This is a genomic window from Methylobacterium sp. 77 (assembly GCF_000372825.1).
In the GTDB taxonomy this organism is placed as follows: Bacteria; Pseudomonadota; Alphaproteobacteria; order Rhizobiales; family Beijerinckiaceae; genus Methylobacterium.
Map to the genome: position 1 here is coordinate 1 of NZ_KB910516.1, position 15,397 is coordinate 15,397.

Sequence of the window (15,397 nt, forward strand, 5' to 3'; positions counted from 1 at the left end):
CCCGGCTTCGGCGCGGCTCGCCACGGCCTTGTCGAGGCCGGCGATCTTCTCTGACTGGGCCTGGAGGAGGCGCTCCACGCCCTTGGCGGCTTCCGCGGCCTGGGCCTTGTTGGCATCGACCGCCTGCTGGCTGGCCTGTGTCGCTGCCTGGACCGCCTCGGTCGCCGCCTTAACCCGTGCTTCGAGGCTCTGCTGGAGGCCGGCGACCTTCTGGGTCAGGGCCTCGTCCGCCTCGGAATTCGCTTTGGTGCGGGTGTCGATGTCGCTCTTCAGCGCGGCGACCGTGGCGGCCAGCGCAGTGGCGGCTTCGGGCTTGGCAGCACTATCCACCTTGCCCTCGACGCTCTTCAGCCTGTCATCCAAGCCGGCGAGGGCCTGGGGGCTGATGGCGGTGAGACCGGCATTGCCGGATTGGTCGCGGCCCGGTTCCTCCTGCAGGGCCGCCACACGCTGGTCGAGACCATCGAGGCGAGCGATCAGGTCCGCCGGAAGGGTCGCGGCGTCGGGAGCCGATCCATCGGCCGGGACGGAACCCTCGGTTGCGGGGGCCGCAGGCGTCGCTCCTGCCTTCTGCAGGGCATCCTTGGCGGCGGCATCCGCCGAGCGAATGGCCTCCGGCAGCGGCTTCAACGCAGCCTCGTTCGCACCGATGCGCTTATCGAGGGCCGCGAGGGCATCCTTCGGCGCGAGGGCCGCGATCTTCTGATCGAGGGCGGCAAAGCGCGTATCCTCGGCCCCGCCGAGAGCACCGGAGCGCTCGACGGCGAAGAGCAAACCGGCGCCGAGGACGCCGCCGATCAGACCGGCTGCCGCCATCGAGCCGAACCCCGCGCCCTTGCGCTCCGGCTCGCTGGTCGCGGCACCGGTCGGGCCGATCTTGGGCGTCGTCGACCCAGCGGATTTCGCATCGGCCGATTTGGTATCGGAGGCGGAAGGAGCCTTGTCGGTGCGCGATGTGAAAGTGGTGGAGCCGGAGGGCTTCGTCGCGCCCGATGCCGCGGCGGCTTTCGCTGCCTCCGCCGGATCCGGAATCCGCTTCGCCGTCAGATCGATGATCGGCCCGTCCGTGAGAGTGGATTTCTGCACGGTGGATTGGGTGTTGCCGGTGGCCGCGCCGGGCTTCGGCGGCTCGGTCCTGGTCGATGACGGACCGGCGCCCGCCGGATTCGACCCCGTCGGCCCTGAACTCGCGGTTTTCGGCGGTTCGGACTTAAATGGTTCGGACTTCGATGGCTCAGGCTTGGATAGATCGGGTTTGGGAGCTCCGGGTTTGCCGGCGTCGAAGCTCGAAGCCATCGGCTTGGGAGCGTCTGTCTTTGAAATGTCAGCCGTCGGAGCACCGGGCTTGGCGGGCTCGGTCCTGCCGGAATCCGCCTTGCCGGGTTCCGCTTTCGCGATGTCGGGCTTCACCTCGCCGACCTTCACATCGGCAGGCTTGGACAGGTCGGCAGGCTTGGACACGTCGGAAGGCTTAGGCGCCGTCGTCACGGGCGAGACGGCGGGTTTCGGCACGTCGACCCTGGTCGGCTGAGCCGGGGATGCCGAAGCGGGCTTCGCCGGATCGGCACTCGTCGACGGGGAATTCGTGCTGCCGGGCTTCAGCGCATCGGGCCTGACGGCCTCGGGCTTGTTCGACTCGGGCTTGCTCGCCTCTGGCTTGTTGGAATCAGGCTTGGGAATGCCCGCGCCAGTCGGAATTCCCGGACCTTTGCCATCGCTGTTGGGTGGATTCACGGGCTTCTTGCTCCCTTCCCGACTTTCGTCTGCCGCTAACCGCAACCCTGGCGCATTCGCGCTCCGGGTGCGGGCCTGCGGTCACAGCGTATTTCTTCGTCCTAGCACCGAGGCAGCCGCCTCGGCGAGACCGCTTGTCAGAAACCTGATTTCAAGCCCGCGAGAAGTGCATCTTCGTTGGCCTGCTCTGAGACGAAGTAAGGTGCGATCCCGGCCTGGGCCAGAGGTGCCGCCACGTCCGCCGACAAGCAGTAATGCCTGAGCGCCGCGAAAGCTCCGCCATAACCGGCCGACATGGACAGTTCGCAGGCCGTCGCGGCGCTTCGGCGCGAATAATGAAGCATGCCGGTCAGCGCGCCGGGCCCGCCGAACGCCATCGCGACCTCGGCGGGAAGGGATGCGAGCGGCCGGGCGCCGTAAGCGACGAACGTCGTCACCCGAAACCCGGCCTCGGTCAGGGAGGCCCCCGGTTCCGCCTTACGATCCTCGCCCACCGCATGCAGCAGCGAGGATCCCGGCGATACTTCCCTCCTGACGAGCGCGGCCAAAGCGACGGCATCTCCCTCGGCATTTCTCACCGAGGAGAAGCCGCTCTCGCGAGCGAGCGCCGCACTCCGGGCACCGACCGCGAAGACCGGAACGTCGTGAAGGTGCCGCCAGCGCGAGGCTTGTCGAAGCGCATTCGCGCTGGTGACGAGAACGCCGTCGAAACGGCCTTGCGGCGGAGACGCGTCGTTCGCCTCGACGACGAGGACCGGCGCCACCAGCGGCACATGCCCCATCCCGACGAGCCGTTCCGCCGTGCGCGTCGCCCCCGGCTCGGGCCGCGCGATCCATATCCGCATCGCCACCATCGTTCCGGAATCGCCTCTCTCCCTCGCGAAGGCAAGAACCTCCAAGGCAAGAACCTCGATGGCGAGAGCTTCGTTGGAAGGCCGAGCCCCGCGAATGGCCTTGCCGGAGACAGCCCGTCGTTGCCCTCGGCGGTGCTGGCCGGCTAGGGTGGGGCAATGCTCCCGCTTCCAACACTCAAAGCATCGTCATGAACGTCCTCGGCATCGAAACGACCTGCGACGAGACGGCCGCCTCGGTCGTGACGCCGGGTGAGGACGGGCGCGGCCGCATCCTGTCCAACGAGGTTCTGAGCCAGATCGCCGAGCATGCGGCCTATGGCGGCGTCGTGCCCGAGATCGCGGCCCGTGCCCATGTGGAGGTTCTCGACCGGCTCGTCGCCCGCGCCCTGGACGGCGCCGGAATGAGCCTGTCGCAGGTGGATGGAATCGCGGTGGCGGCAGGCCCCGGCCTGATCGGCGGAGTTCTGATCGGCCTCGTCACCGCCAAGACCCTCTCGCTGGTGGCGCGGAAGCCCCTCATCGCGGTGAACCATCTGGAGGCGCATGCGCTGACGGCGCGGCTCACCGACGGGATCGGCTTTCCCTACCTGCTGCTCCTCGCCTCCGGCGGCCATACGCAGCTCGTGGCGGTGAAGGGCGTGGGCGATTACGTCCGCCTCGGCACCACCGTGGACGATGCGATCGGAGAGGCGTTCGACAAGGTGGCGAAGCTCCTCGGCCTCGGTTATCCGGGCGGCCCGGAAGTCGAGCGCGTGGCCGAGACCGGAAACCCTGAGCGCTTCGCCCTGCCGCGCCCGATGCTGGGGCGGCGTGAGCCGAACTTCTCCCTCTCCGGCCTCAAGACCGCCCTGCGGATCGAGGCCGAGCGCTTGGCGCCGCTCTCGAGCGCGGATGTGGCCGATCTCTGCGCCAGCTTCCAGGCGGCAGTGGTGGATGTGGTGGTGGACCGGGTCCGCGTCGCCCTGCGCGAGTTCGGCTCCATCGCCGGCCATCCGACCGCCCTCGTGGCGGCAGGTGGCGTCGCCGCCAACGGCGCGATCCGGCGGGCGCTGACGACGCAGGCCAACGAGGCCGGCCTCGCCTTCGTCGCGCCGCCCCTATCCCTGTGCGGCGATAACGGCGCGATGATCGCCTGGGCGGGAATCGAACGCCTGCGCCTCGGCCTCGTCGACGATCTCACCGCGCCGGCCCGCGCCCGTTGGCCCTTCGCCGAGGCGGCAGCGCTTGCCTGAGGGGCTTCAGCGGCGCTGGCGAGACCTCGTCGACCGGCGCCTGCCTCATGCGGCCCGTGCCCGGCCGGAATGGCCGGTGCGTCTCGACCATTGCTTCGCACGCATCCTTCTCGACAATGCCTGCGGCGGTCCCTGGCGCGAGAGCGTGGCCCCTCCGGCCTGGGCCAACATGCCGCCCGAACGGCTCGCCTTCGCCATCGATCTCGGCGAGGCGGTGCTGGCGGCAAAGGCCGATCTCGGACTTCTGAACCGGCGGTCCCTCGTCTGGCGCGGCAAAGGCCGCATCGGACACGCCCCTGCCGCACCACGTTCGCTGATCGGGGAGGGATTCGTCCTGCGGCGCTGGACGCGGGCGGATGACGGACCCTTCGCCGACCTCAACGCCGATCCCGAGGTGATGCGCCATTTCCCCTCCACGAAGACGCGGGCGGAGAGCCTGATCGAGGCCCGCAGCCTCGATCGACGTTTCGAGGTCGACGGCTTCGGGCCATGGGCCGTCGAGGTCCCGGGGAAGGGGTTCGTCGGCTTTGTCGGCGCCATGCGGCTGATCCGGCCGATGCCGTTCGCGGGCGGTGAAACCGCGGGGTCTACGGTGGAGATCGGCTGGCGCCTCGCCCGCTCGGCCTGGGGCCGGGGCCTCGCGACACGCGCAGCGAGGCTCGCCCTCGACGACCTGTTCGGACGTTGCCTCGTGCCGGCCGTGGTCGCCTTCACGGCCGTCGGAAACGCTCCGTCGCGGCGGGTCATGGAACGGCTCGGCATGGTTGTCTCCGAGGATTTCCTCCATCCGAGCCTGCCGGTGGGCGACCGCCTGCAGCCGCACGTCCTTTATCGACGGGAGGCTCACGGGCCATTCGGAGATGGGGAGCAGTCGTCACAGGATCATCGAGCATGAGCGACCGGATTGCGGTAGTGGGCGGCGGCGCCTGGGGAACGGCGCTCGCCAACGCGGCGGCGGCGGCCGGACATCCCGTCACCCTGTGGCTGCGCGACGGGGAGGCCGCGCAACGACTTCAGGACGCCCGCGAGAATGCACGCTATCTGCCCGGCGTGAAGCTGCATGACGACATCCGTGCCACCGCCGAACCAGGCGACCTGTCCGGTGCGGGAATCGTCCTTCTGGTCACGCCGGCTCAGACGTTGCGCGGGGTCCTCGGCAGCCTGAAATCGTCCATCGACCGAGAAGCCGCGATCGTGCTCTGCGCCAAGGGGATCGAACGCGGCAGCGACGCCTTCATGAGCGCGGTCGCCGCCGAAGCGATGCCCGGCGCGGCCGTGGCGGTGCTGTCCGGCCCGAGTTTCGCCGCCGACGTCGCCCGCAACCTGCCCACCGCCGTGACCCTGGCAGCCGACGATGCCGAGCTCGCCGGCCGCCTCGCCGCTGCCCTGTCCGGGCCGGCCCTGCGCGTCTATCACACCGACGACGTGCGCGGCGTCGAGATCGGCGGGGCCGGCAAGAACGTGCTCGCCATCGCCTCCGGCATCGTCGCGGGGCGGGGCCTCGGCGAGAGCGCCCGGGCCGCCCTCATCGCGCGGGCCTTCGCCGAACTCATGCGCTTCGCCCGTGCCTATGGCGGCCGCCCGGAGACGCTGATGGGATTGTCCGGTCTCGGCGACCTCGTCCTCACCGCCTCCTCGCCGCAATCGCGCAACTTCGCCTTCGGCCAGCGCCTCGGCGCCGGAGCCACGCCCGAGGAGGCGTCCGGCGGCAAGCTCGCCGAGGGTGCCTTCACCGCCGCCGCCCTTATCGCCCTGGCACGGCGCAACGCGGTCGAGATGCCGGTGGCCGAGGCGGTGGCCGCCATCGTCTCGGGCGAGGCGAGCGTCGACGCGGTGGTCGCGGGTCTCCTCGCCCGTCCCCTCAAGCGGGAGGCCGAATGAGCCAGGGCCCGATCCACGCCTTCCTCGCCGGCACCGGACGCGACGGCGCGCGGCGCAAGCTCGCCGATATCCTCGCCTTCGACGATGCCAGGATCGAGGGCGTCCACAATTACATCCAATGGTGTTTCCCCCTCTCGGAGGCGAGCCGCGCTGTGCCGGGGGCACCGATCCTTGGAAGCGACGAAGCCGAGGCGATCCGCGCCGATCCGACCGCGCGGGACGGGCTGCGCGCCGCCCTCGCGCGGATGACGCTCTTCTACACCCGCACCGATGGCTGGCTGCGCGCCTACGACCACAACCACCTGCGCATCACCCGGATCGTCACCGCGACCCGAAGCCTGCTCGGCCCCGACGAGGCCGACGCGTTCCATGCCTTCGTGACGGCCCGCAACGACGAGGCCGGTTCACCCATCAACGCCGACAGCCTCGGCTATTGGGAAACGGCGCTTCACGGCGCCTGACGGCCATGCTTCGTCTCGCTACGGCAGCGCCCCGGACACGGCCTCCCGGCCAGTGCCGTAGCCTCTTGATGATGCACCGTCTTTTCCGAAAACCGGTTCCCACCTTTCGAGGCGATGTTCTAAGGATGCCTCCCGTTCAACGAGGCGACCGATGGCGTACTGGCTCTACAAATCCGAACCCTCGACCTGGTCCTGGGACCAGCAGGTCGAGGCGGGGGAGCACGGCACGTCGTGGAACGGGGTGCGCAACCACGTCGCCAAACTCAACCTCATGGCGATGCAGGTGGGCGAGCGCGGGTTCTTCTACCATTCCAACGAGGGGAAGGCAGTGGTCGGGATCGTCGAAGTGATCCGTCCCTACTATCCCGACGACACCGATCCGACGGGCCGCTTCGGCATGGTCGACCTGCGTGCCGTGGAGCCCTTCCGGCGCCCGGTGACCCTGGAGGCGATCAAGGCCGAGCCGCGCCTGAAGGCGATGGTTCTGGTCAACAATTCCCGCCTGTCGGTCCAGCCGGTGACAGGCGAGGAATGGGGGATCGTGAGGGAGATGGGCGGGCTCTCCTGAGGCCCGTTCCGCCTTCCCCGAGCGCCGACCCGGAGCCTCGCCGAAATTGACGCGCCGCGGCCGATCGGCTGCGGCTGACCGGTAAGGAGGGGGAGCTGCGCTTGACCGCGCAGTCTATCCCTGCCGCTGCGCCTGCGTCACTGCCACGTGGATCAGCTCGGCCAGCGTCCGCACGCCGAGTTTCTGGCGCATCTGCGAACAGGCGTTGGTCACGGTCTTGTAGCTCACTGACAGGTCGGCAGCGATGGCGCCGTAGGACTTGCCCTGGGCCAGCCGGGTGAGGATCTGCTGCTCGCGCGGGGTCAGCTGGGCCTCGGGCGTGCGGCGCGGGTCGGTGCGCAGCATCGCGACCTCGGTCGCCAGGCGTCGGTCGAGATAGACCTGGCCGGCTCGGACTCGCTCGAATGCCTCGAACAGCTCCACCGATGCGTGGTCCTTCAGCACGTAGCCCAGCGCCCCGGCCTCCAGCGCCCGCGAGACGATCACCGGGTCGTTATGCATGCTGAAGACGAGGATGCGGATGCCCGGTGAGGCGCTGCGCATCCGGCGGATGAGATCGAGGCCGGCGAGGCCGCTGCCCTGGAAGGTGAGGTCGCAGATCACCATCGACGGACGCAGGCGGAAGAACAGACGATAGCCGGCGACCGTGCTGGTCGCCTCGGCGATCCGCTCGATACCGGCGTCTTCGAGGACGCGGCGGCAGCCCTGGAGGACGATCGGGTGATCGTCGATCACGAGAACGGGCGCTTGGGTCGATGTCGGTGTCAGCGCATTCATACGGAAACGATCGGGCTCGTGTCCTCGGCCCGCTCGGGATCGAGCGGTATCACTATCCGGACAACCGTCCCCGGCGCCGCGTTGTCAAGTTGAAATGTGCCGCTCAGGGCTTCAACCCGCTCGCGCATCCCCGACAATCCGATTCCTCCGCGAAAACCTCCGTCGAGCCCGGCCTGCTGATTCTCCGCGTGTCCGGGATCCAGGCCGGTCCCGTTATCGCGGATCACGACCCGCAATTCATTCGCGGCGTGGCTCTCGCTGACCTCCGCCCTGACCCGGCTCGCGCTGCCGTGGCGGACCGCGTTGGTCATGCTCTCCTGGATGCAGCGGAACACGGTGAGATCGACGAGATCGCCGTAGCCGCGGGAAAGATCGGTGAACGTGCCCTCGAAAACCGTGGCGGAATGCCGGCTGCGGAAGTTGCGGAGCAGGAGCTGCAGGCACTCGGTCAGCGGCACCTGTCCCAGCGCGTGCGGGCGCAGGCGGTTGAGGAGGTCGCGGTTCAGTCCCTGGACCTGCCCGACGATGGTGCTGATCTCGTCGGCGCGGGCCGACAGCTTCGCTCTGTCCGGTTCACTCGCTGATTGCGCCATCCGCGTCACCGAGGCCGCGTTTGCTTCGAGCGCGAACAGGCAGGGGCCGAACTCGTCGTGGAGTTCGAGGGCCGTGCGCCGCCGCTCGTCATCCTGCGCCGTGAGAAGCTGGCGATTGAGACGGCCGTTGGCGGCACGCGATTCCGAGAGCGCTTCGGCGACACTGTTGAAGCGCCCCGCGATGATCGCGAGCTCGCGCGACGCCGGGGGTTCGAGCCGCACCGTGTAATCATGCCGCTCGAGCTGGGTCAGGCCGTCGGCAAGCTGGGTCAGGGGTGCCAGGACGCGGCCGAAGGCGATGTAGAGTGCGCCGAGCATGCCGAGATTCAGGCACAGGCTCGCGAGCGACAGGGAGACGGTATAACCCCAGACCTCATCGATTTCGTCGAGGGGTTCGGTCGTGATCAGTGCCGTGCCGATGCGCTTGTCCTGCGCCACGATGGCTAGTTCGTCGCGCTGCGGCGACGGCGCGATCAGGGCGGCGAACCAGCGCGGGGCGAGATAATTCTCGCGGCGCGGGCGCGGGGTGGCCAGCGATACCTTCCCGCCCTCGGCATCGAACACCGCGACCCGGACGTGGCGGAGGCCCTGAACCCGCAATTCGAGGGTCTCGAGCAGGCTCGCGGGCGACGCCGACTGGGCGAGGCCAATCGTGTCCGAGACGATCAGTTCGATATTGGCCAGCGCCGCCTGCATCTCCACCTTCACCGCCGAGCGGGCATTCACCACGATCAGGCTGAACGACACCAGGGCGGCCAGCAGATCGATGGCGAGGACGAGCGCCACGAGGCGCGCACGCGTGGGGAGAGCGGCCCAACTCGGGCGTCGGGAACGGCGTCGTGCCGTTTCCACGGTCGAAAGACCGGAGGGGTGGAGATTCATCGTGGGTTGCACCGGATGGGTCGGGCCGTTTGTCGAGCTTGTAGCGATATCCGGCCGGCTTGGAATGCGTGCATGCGCGACGGAGCGCACCTCGCCCGTCCCGCCGCCCGGGCCATTTGAAAATGGCCTCCGGCCTTCAAGTGCTCGATGGATACCGAGCGTTAAGCGGCAATGCTTTATCCAGATTCATGTGAGCGACGACACGGGCGTGACTGGCGAGGTGTCCGAGGACATCTTTGTGCCCGAATGTCAGCCTCACGTCTGCTCAACGCCGTCGCGATTCCGTGACGGTCAAACGTTTTTTCGAGCATTGTTAGAGAACTCGCCCGATGATGCAGGTTGCCATCGACCCGAGCGAAAGGCGCGACTCCGGCTCCCATAAGGCTGGTCCAGCCAAGCACGGTCCGGTCAAGCCGGCACTGCCGCGGCCGGTGAAGTCCGTGGCGAAGCCCGCTGCGCGCGGTCGCACCATCGTCCTGGGGACGCTGGGCTGCGTGGCGGTCGCCGGCTTGTCCGTCGCGGCCTATTCGGCGATGGGCAGCCTCGCCGGTCCGCAGCTGGTGCGGCCGAACCTCTACCAGATGCAGAAGGCGCAAGCCCTTCAGGCCAGCGCCTCCGATTGGCCCGACTTGCGTGACGGCATTCCGGCCCTGGCCTCGGCCGCCGGCTCGTCGGCGCCGACCCGTGATGCCGGCGTCCAGCTCGTCGAGAAGCGGGCCATCGTCGAGGATCCGGCGAAGGTCGAGGCGTCTTCGAAGGTCCAGAGTCCCGCATCGGTCGACACCGCTGCCAAGGTCGGTCCTGCCGTGACGGTCGACGCACCGGTGACGTTGGCCGCGGCGACCCCCGTCGCCCAGCCCGAGGCGCCCCGGTCGAAGGCGCTGCCGCCGATCGAGCCTGTGAGCCTCGCCCTGCCGCCCAACGCGCTCTCGCCCATCGTGCCGAACCGCGTCGCCGCCGTGATCGCACCGAGCGCGGCTCAGACGATCCGGGCGCGCTCGGCCGCCATCAGTTTCGCGTCGCTTCCCGCCGAGCCGGCCCAGGCCGAGGCCCCGGTCAAGCCCGGCGCCAGCGTCGTCGTGAAGCCCGCCGCCAGCGTCGCCAAGCCGAGTGTGGCCGTGGCCAAGCCCAAGCCGGTCAAGACTGCGAAGCCCGTGCAGGAGGCCAGCGCAGAGCCCGCAGCTTCCCCCGTCGCGGCGCCTGAGCCGGAGCAGAGCGAGATCTTCGGCCTGAAGGTGCCGTCTCTGGCGCCTGCCGGCCGCAAGATCGCCGAGAGCGTGGAAGCCCTCGGCAACGCCGTGAAGAACCTGCCGAACCAGTTCTGACGGTCGAACCGTGATGCGAGCCACGCGACGGCGCATGGCCGTCCTGGCCTTTCTCCTCGCGGCAGTGTCGGCCCTCGCCGACCCGCTCGATCGCCAAGGGACGACGATGAACCCCGACTGGCTCGTGGTGCCTCGTTCCGGCATCGGCCGTCTGGTCTTCGGGCTCACGCCGGAGGAGGTCGCCGCGGCGGCAGACCCCGTCTATGGAACACCGACTCCCCTCATCCGCGGCGCGGAGGCCGCCGCCGATGCCGACGCCGTGATCGCCGGAATGCGCACCTCCCTATCGGCGGCCGACATCTCGGCCATGAGGCAGGCCGTCAGGGACCTGGCGGGCCTGGACCGGCAGAACCTCGAGAAGGATCGCATTCCGATCCTCCTCGAATACCGCGACGGCCGGCTCGACGGGGTGACGGTCGAATCCCGTCATGCCGAGACGCATTTCCAGAACGTGCGCATCTTCACGCTGACGGCACGGGAGGTGCTGCGGCTGTTCGAGCGGGCAAACGGTGCCCCCGGCCGGTTCCGCTCCACCGAAGCCGCGTTCGACAACCTCGCGGTCTCGCTCTTCGCGTTCAGCCACGTCTCGGCGGATGGCAAGGTTCTGGCGATGCGGGACGACGACTCCGATTTCGCCGAACGCTCCGTGACCCTGCGCCGGGAACCCTACCGGCCCGCGAACGAGATAGACCGGTTCGTCACCGCATCGTTCGAGTGACCGAGCGCCTTTGTCGGCGCCCGTCTCCCTCGACGCGCTGCGAATCCACCCATGTCACGGAATGCGCGGTTATCCTCCCCCTTGCGGGGAGACGGACGCGCGGCGCGGTCCGGTCAGCGCGGCTTGCGCTGCGGCGGCTTCTTGCCGGCTTCACGCTCGTGGCGTGAGGCGCGCGGGCTCTTGAACCCCTTCGGGCCCTCTGCCTCGCGGTCGGGCTCGCCGTTCAGCAACGCCTCGACCTGGATTTCGGGCGAGCCGTTCTTGGCGAAGGTCGAGGCGAAGCGCGAGGCGGCACCGCCGCGGATCTCGAACTTGGTCTCGCGGTCGAAGATGCGGATCGCTCCGATTTCCTGGCGACCGATATTGCCGCGGCGGGTCAGCATCGGCAGCAGGCGGCGCGGGTCGGCATTGTCGCGACGTCCGAGATTGAGCCGGAACCAGACCGAGGGACCTTCCGCATCGATCCGCGCCGTCTCGGCCGGATCGTAGACGCGGCGCTCCTTGCGCTCGGGGCCGGCACCCGGATCGGTGACGTCCTCGGGCTCGGGCAGACGGGCGCGGTAGATCTTCGCCAGAGCGGCGGCGAGTTCCTGCGGCGTGCGCTGGGCCAGCAGCGCCTCGCCCATGGCGAGGTCTTCCTCGGCCGGCGTCTCTGTGAAGAGCGGATCCTGCCACATGCGCTCGCCGTCGAGACGGCGGATTTCGTCCGCCGTGGGCGGCCCGGCCCAGTCGGCATTGATCTTAGCGATGGCGAACATCTGCTCGGCCCGGCGGCGCTTCGAGGCGGGGATCAGCAAGACGCTGGTGCCCTTGCGGCCCGCACGGCCGGTACGACCCGAGCGATGCTGCAGCACCTCGGCGTCGTGGGGGAGGTCGGCGTGGATGACGAGGCTCACGGTGGGCAGATCGATACCGCGGGCGGCGACGTCGGTGGCGACGCAGACCTTGGCGCGGCCGTCGCGCAGGGCCTGGAGCGCGGCGTTGCGCTCGCCCTGGCCAAGTTCGCCGGAGAGGGCGACCGCCGAGAATCCGCGCTCGGTGAGCACGGCCTGGAGATGGCGCACGGCGTTGCGGGTGTTGCAGAAGACGATAGCCGTCGGCGCATCGGTGTAGCGCAGGGTGTTGACCACCACGTGCTCGATCTCGCGCGGCACCACGCGCACGGCGCGGTAGGTGATGTCGGTATGGCCGCGCTCCTGACCCTTCACGGCGATGCGCAGGGCGTCGTTCTGGTAGCGCTCGGCGAGACTCGCGATCGCCTTCGGCAAGGTCGCCGAGAACAGCAGCGTGCGCCGCTCCTTGGGAGTCACGGACAGGATGAATTCGAGGTCGTCGCGGAAGCCGAGATCGAGCATCTCGTCGGCCTCATCGAGGACGGCGACGCGCAGGTTCTGGGTGGCGAGGTTGCGCCGTTCCAGATGGTCGCGCAGGCGGCCCGGCGTGCCGACGACGATATGAGCGCCGTCCGCCAGGGCCCGGCTCTCGCGGCGCGGGTCCATTCCGCCGACGCAGGCGATGACGCGCGCGCCCGTCTCGGCATAGAGCCATTCCAGCTCACGCTGGACCTGGAGCGCGAGTTCGCGGGTCGGGGCGATGACGAGGGCGAGCGGCGGACCGGCCGGCGGAAGCCTGTCGGCCTCTCCGAGAAGCGTCTCCGCGAAGGCGAGGCCATAGGCGACGGTCTTGCCGGAGCCGGTCTGGGCCGAGACCAGCAGGTCTCTTCCTTGCGCGGCCGCTTCGATGACGGCGCTCTGGACGGGGGTCGGGTCTTCGTAGTTGCGGGCTTCCAGCGCTCGGACGAGCGGGGCCGGCAGGGTAGGAAAGGGCACGGGGCAGGGGCCTTGCAGGCAGACAAGGCAAACCCTGCGGATTCGACTCGCCCTGTGTGGCGACGTCGCTTCATCCGGTCGTGGGTCCGGCCTCGTTCGGTTACGGAGAGGCTGCTTCTAGCGGGAATGCCGCGCTTACGCCACGCCCCATGGTGCAATGCTTCCAAGCGTCGTCTGCGCATACCCAACGTCGCCTGACGATACCCGACAAACGTCGTTTCCGCGGGGTGTCCTCCGCAAGCCCTTGATGCCACAAGGGTCGCAATTGTCGATCGGATCGGAAGGCGGGTGGGAATGGGCGCGGCGATGAGTGGTGCGGGCTTGAGGCTCGTGGTGGCTTGGGGCAGCGTCGCCGCCTTCGCCGTGTTCGGGTCCGGGTGGCTGGCGAGCCTCGATTCGCCGCTCTGGGCCGCCTTCCTCTTCGTCTGGCTGTTCTCGGTGATCCTGTGGGCGGCCTTCGGCGTCGTCCACGAGGCCGAGGAACTGGCCCATATGCTCGGCGAGCCGCTGGGCACGCTGATTCTCACCTTGTCCATCGTCATCATCGAGGTGGTGCTAGTCTCGGCCGTCATGCTGTCCGCCAAGGCGGTGCCGACGCTGGGACGGGACACGATGTTCGCCGTGCTGATGATCGTGCTCAACGGCATCGTCGGACTCGGCCTGCTCATCGGCGGCCTGAGGCATCACCAGCAATCCTACAATCTTCAGGGCGCCTCGGCCTTCATGTCGGTGATCATCCCGCTCACCACCATCGCGCTCATCATCCCGAACTTCACCACCTCCACCAGCGGCGGCACGCTGACGACGCTTCAGGCCGTGTCGTTCTCGATTTTCACGGTGGCGCTCTACGTCATCTTCATCCTCATCCAGACGGGGCGGCACAGCAGCTTCTTCATCTACGAGAAGGAGACCGCCGCCATCATCGCAGCCGAGGAGCAGCCGCGCGGCCCGGTCGATCGACGCGCGCTCGCCATCCACCTCGTCCTCCTGATCGCCAACATCCTCCCCATCGTCCTGCTCTCGAAGAGCCTCGCCGCGATCCTCGATCACGGTATCGAGGTGCTCGGGGCCCCGACCGCCCTCGGCGGCGTGCTGATCGCCGCCATCGTGTTCACCCCGGAAGGGATCAGCGCGCTGAAGGCCATCGTCGGCAACGAACTCCAGCGGGCGATCAACCTCTGTCTCGGCGCGGCGACCTCCACGGTCGGCCTGACCGTGCCGGCGGTGCTCGCCGTCGGCCTGATCTCGGGTCAGCCGGTCGTGCTCGGCCTCGCACCGGCGGAAATGGCGCTCCTCGTCGTGACGCTGATCTTGAGCACGCTGACTTTCTCGGGCCTGCGCACGACGGTGCTCGAAGGCGCGGTGCATCTGGTGATCTTCTTCGTCTATGTCGTGCTGATCTTCAGCCCGTAGGCCGGAGCCGCTCCATGGATGTCCTGGTCGTCGGCGCTGGAATTGTCGGGCTCGCGGCGGCGCGGGCGCTGAGCCGGCGCGGCCATTCCGTGGTGGTGGCCGAAGCCGAGGGAGCGATCGGGACCGGCGTGTCGTCGCGCAGTTCCGAGGTGATCCATGGCGGAATGTACTACCCCGCCGGCTCGTCACGGGCCCGACACTGCACCGCTGGCCGGCGGCTGCTCTATGCCTTCTGCGAGAGCCACGGCGTGCCCCATGCCCGTCTGGGCAAGCTCATCGTCGCCACCTCCAAGGGCGAGAGGGCCGCGCTGGAGGGAATCGCCGAGCGAGGCAGGTCCAACGGCGTCGAGGATCTTGCCTTGCTGACGGGCAAGGAGGCGCAGGCCCTGGAGCCGAACCTCTCCTGCGTCGCGGCAATCCATTCGCCGCAGACCGGCATCGTCGACAGCCATGCCCTGATGCTGGCACTGCAGGGCGAAGTCGAGGATGGCGGGGGCGCCATCGCCTTCCACAGCCCGGTGGGCACGATGCGGCGCGGCGGCGAAGTCTGGCAGGTCGAGGTGTGCGGCGAGCGACTCCCCTTCGATGCCGTCGTCAACGCCGCCGGGCTCGGTGCGCAGGCGCTGGCGCGGCAGGTCGAGCCCTATCCTGAGGAGCGGATTCCGCGCCAGATCCTGGCGAAGGGCAGCTATTTCGGATGTCTCGGGCGTCCCGCCTTCTCGCGGCTGATCTACCCCGCACCGATGGAGGGTGGCCTCGGCATCCATCTCACCCTCGATCTCGCCGGACGCATGCGCTTCGGGCCGGACGTGGAATGGGTGGACGAGCCGGATTACGTCGTCGATCCGGGCCGAGCGCAGGTCTTCGCGCAGGCCATCCGTCGCTACTGGCCGAGCCTTCCCGACGATGCGCTGACGCCGGATTATGCCGGCATTCGGCCCAAGCTCACCGGTCCGGGCGAAGTGCCCGCGGATTTCCGAATCGACGGCCCGGCCGAGCACGGTCTGGCGCGCCTCGTCCACCTTTTCGGAATCGAGAGCCCTGGGCTGACGTCCAGCCTCTCGCTGGCGGAGGAGGTGGCGGACCGGCTGGAGGCGTGAACGTCCGCGCCGAGGATCGCCCTCACCCTG

14 protein-coding genes and 1 pseudogene are annotated in these 15,397 nt (G+C 68.9%); 10 read left to right on the forward strand and 5 right to left on the reverse strand.

Going from position 1 to position 15,397, the window contains the following annotated elements; all coding sequences use genetic code 11:
- A pseudogene (locus tag A3OK_RS23815) lies at nucleotides 1–816 on the reverse strand (translation initiation factor 2); the annotation flags it as partial.
- A gap of 19 nt (nucleotides 817–835) precedes the next feature.
- Between A3OK_RS23815 and A3OK_RS23820 the strand changes: the two are divergent.
- Nucleotides 836–1,531 carry a hypothetical protein gene (locus A3OK_RS23820; RefSeq protein WP_155911909.1) on the forward strand — a complete coding sequence of 232 codons (696 nt, stop codon included), beginning with the start codon at nucleotides 836–838 and terminating at the stop codon, nucleotides 1,529–1,531.
- Between the two features lie 340 nt (nucleotides 1,532–1,871).
- Here A3OK_RS23820 and A3OK_RS0100010 read toward each other — a convergent pair whose 3' ends face one another.
- Nucleotides 1,872–2,579, reverse strand: coding sequence for a uroporphyrinogen-III synthase (locus A3OK_RS0100010; RefSeq protein ID WP_026596776.1), 708 nt, complete (start codon nucleotides 2,577–2,579; stop codon nucleotides 1,872–1,874).
- A 197-nt stretch (nucleotides 2,580–2,776) separates the two neighbouring features.
- Between A3OK_RS0100010 and tsaD the strand changes: the two genes are divergently transcribed.
- From tsaD to A3OK_RS0100035, 5 genes are all read left to right on the forward strand, one after another.
- Nucleotides 2,777–3,820 carry a tRNA (adenosine(37)-N6)-threonylcarbamoyltransferase complex transferase subunit TsaD gene (tsaD, locus tag A3OK_RS0100015; protein ID WP_019902884.1) on the forward strand — a complete coding sequence of 348 codons (1,044 nt, stop codon included), beginning with the start codon at nucleotides 2,777–2,779 and terminating at the stop codon, nucleotides 3,818–3,820.
- Nucleotides 3,813–4,715, forward strand: coding sequence for a GNAT family N-acetyltransferase (locus A3OK_RS0100020; RefSeq protein ID WP_019902885.1), 903 nt, complete (start codon nucleotides 3,813–3,815; stop codon nucleotides 4,713–4,715). The genes tsaD and A3OK_RS0100020 overlap by 8 nt, the downstream gene beginning before the upstream one ends.
- Nucleotides 4,712–5,701 carry an NAD(P)H-dependent glycerol-3-phosphate dehydrogenase gene (locus A3OK_RS0100025; protein ID WP_019902886.1) on the forward strand — a complete coding sequence of 330 codons (990 nt, stop codon included), beginning with the start codon at nucleotides 4,712–4,714 and terminating at the stop codon, nucleotides 5,699–5,701. The genes A3OK_RS0100020 and A3OK_RS0100025 overlap by 4 nt, the downstream gene beginning before the upstream one ends.
- Nucleotides 5,698–6,162, forward strand: coding sequence for an opioid growth factor receptor-related protein (locus A3OK_RS0100030; RefSeq protein ID WP_019902887.1), 465 nt, complete (start codon nucleotides 5,698–5,700; stop codon nucleotides 6,160–6,162). The genes A3OK_RS0100025 and A3OK_RS0100030 overlap by 4 nt, the downstream gene beginning before the upstream one ends.
- 151 nt (nucleotides 6,163–6,313) lie before the next feature.
- Nucleotides 6,314–6,730 (forward strand): EVE domain-containing protein, encoded by a 417-nt coding sequence (locus A3OK_RS0100035; protein ID WP_019902888.1) that lies wholly within the window; start codon nucleotides 6,314–6,316, stop codon nucleotides 6,728–6,730.
- Between the two features lie 114 nt (nucleotides 6,731–6,844).
- Here the strand turns inward: A3OK_RS0100035 and A3OK_RS0100040 are convergent, their stop codons facing one another.
- Nucleotides 6,845–7,507: a response regulator transcription factor gene (locus A3OK_RS0100040; protein WP_019902889.1), complete on the reverse strand. Its 663-nt coding sequence runs from the start codon at nucleotides 7,505–7,507 to the stop codon at nucleotides 6,845–6,847.
- The gene (locus A3OK_RS0100045) at nucleotides 7,504–8,982 is read right to left on the reverse strand and encodes an ATP-binding protein (protein WP_081631135.1); all 1,479 of its coding nucleotides are present in this window, start codon (nucleotides 8,980–8,982) and stop codon (nucleotides 7,504–7,506) included. The genes A3OK_RS0100040 and A3OK_RS0100045 overlap by 4 nt, the downstream gene beginning before the upstream one ends.
- Nucleotides 8,983–9,422: 440 nt before the next feature.
- Between A3OK_RS0100045 and A3OK_RS0100050 the strand changes: the two genes are divergently transcribed.
- Entirely contained in the window at nucleotides 9,423–10,307 is an 885-nt protein-coding gene (locus A3OK_RS0100050; protein WP_245259284.1) for a hypothetical protein, read from the forward strand.
- A 34-nt stretch (nucleotides 10,308–10,341) separates the two neighbouring features.
- On the forward strand, nucleotides 10,342–11,025 hold the full coding sequence (locus A3OK_RS0100055) for a hypothetical protein (RefSeq protein WP_019902892.1): 684 nt from the start codon (nucleotides 10,342–10,344) through the stop codon (nucleotides 11,023–11,025).
- A 113-nt stretch (nucleotides 11,026–11,138) separates the two neighbouring features.
- Here the strand turns inward: A3OK_RS0100055 and A3OK_RS0100060 are convergent, their stop codons facing one another.
- Nucleotides 11,139–12,854 carry a DEAD/DEAH box helicase gene (locus tag A3OK_RS0100060; protein WP_019902893.1) on the reverse strand — a complete coding sequence of 572 codons (1,716 nt, stop codon included), beginning with the start codon at nucleotides 12,852–12,854 and terminating at the stop codon, nucleotides 11,139–11,141.
- A 306-nt stretch (nucleotides 12,855–13,160) separates the two neighbouring features.
- Here A3OK_RS0100060 and A3OK_RS0100065 point away from each other — a divergent pair, with 306 nt between their 5' ends.
- Together A3OK_RS0100065 and A3OK_RS0100070 are read left to right on the forward strand one after the other, a co-directional pair.
- Complete coding sequence (locus A3OK_RS0100065) at nucleotides 13,161–14,267, forward strand: calcium:proton antiporter (protein ID WP_051092943.1); 1,107 nt, start codon at nucleotides 13,161–13,163, stop codon at nucleotides 14,265–14,267.
- A gap of 14 nt (nucleotides 14,268–14,281) precedes the next feature.
- On the forward strand, nucleotides 14,282–15,367 hold the full coding sequence (locus A3OK_RS0100070) for an NAD(P)/FAD-dependent oxidoreductase (RefSeq protein ID WP_019902895.1): 1,086 nt from the start codon (nucleotides 14,282–14,284) through the stop codon (nucleotides 15,365–15,367).
- Nucleotides 15,368–15,397 lie beyond the last annotated feature (30 nt).

Bases quoted from the DNA above. Each gene is read 5' to 3' on its own strand.
- A3OK_RS0100040 (WP_019902889.1), bottom strand. From the start codon at position 7,507: ATGAATGCGCTGACACCGACATCGACCCAAGCGCCCGTTCTCGTGATC.
- A3OK_RS0100055 (WP_019902892.1), top strand. From the start codon at position 10,342: ATGGCCGTCCTGGCCTTTCTCCTCGCGGCAGTGTCGGCCCTCGCCGAC.
- A3OK_RS0100035 (WP_019902888.1), top strand. From the start codon at position 6,314: ATGGCGTACTGGCTCTACAAATCCGAACCCTCGACCTGGTCCTGGGAC.
- A3OK_RS0100010 (WP_026596776.1), bottom strand. From the start codon at position 2,579: ATGCGGATATGGATCGCGCGGCCCGAGCCGGGGGCGACGCGCACGGCG.
- A3OK_RS0100065 (WP_051092943.1), top strand. From the start codon at position 13,161: ATGAGTGGTGCGGGCTTGAGGCTCGTGGTGGCTTGGGGCAGCGTCGCC.
- A3OK_RS0100030 (WP_019902887.1), top strand. From the start codon at position 5,698: ATGAGCCAGGGCCCGATCCACGCCTTCCTCGCCGGCACCGGACGCGAC.
- tsaD (WP_019902884.1), top strand. From the start codon at position 2,777: ATGAACGTCCTCGGCATCGAAACGACCTGCGACGAGACGGCCGCCTCG.
- A3OK_RS0100045 (WP_081631135.1), bottom strand. From the start codon at position 8,982: ATGAATCTCCACCCCTCCGGTCTTTCGACCGTGGAAACGGCACGACGC.
- A3OK_RS0100070 (WP_019902895.1), top strand. From the start codon at position 14,282: ATGGATGTCCTGGTCGTCGGCGCTGGAATTGTCGGGCTCGCGGCGGCG.
- A3OK_RS0100025 (WP_019902886.1), top strand. From the start codon at position 4,712: ATGAGCGACCGGATTGCGGTAGTGGGCGGCGGCGCCTGGGGAACGGCG.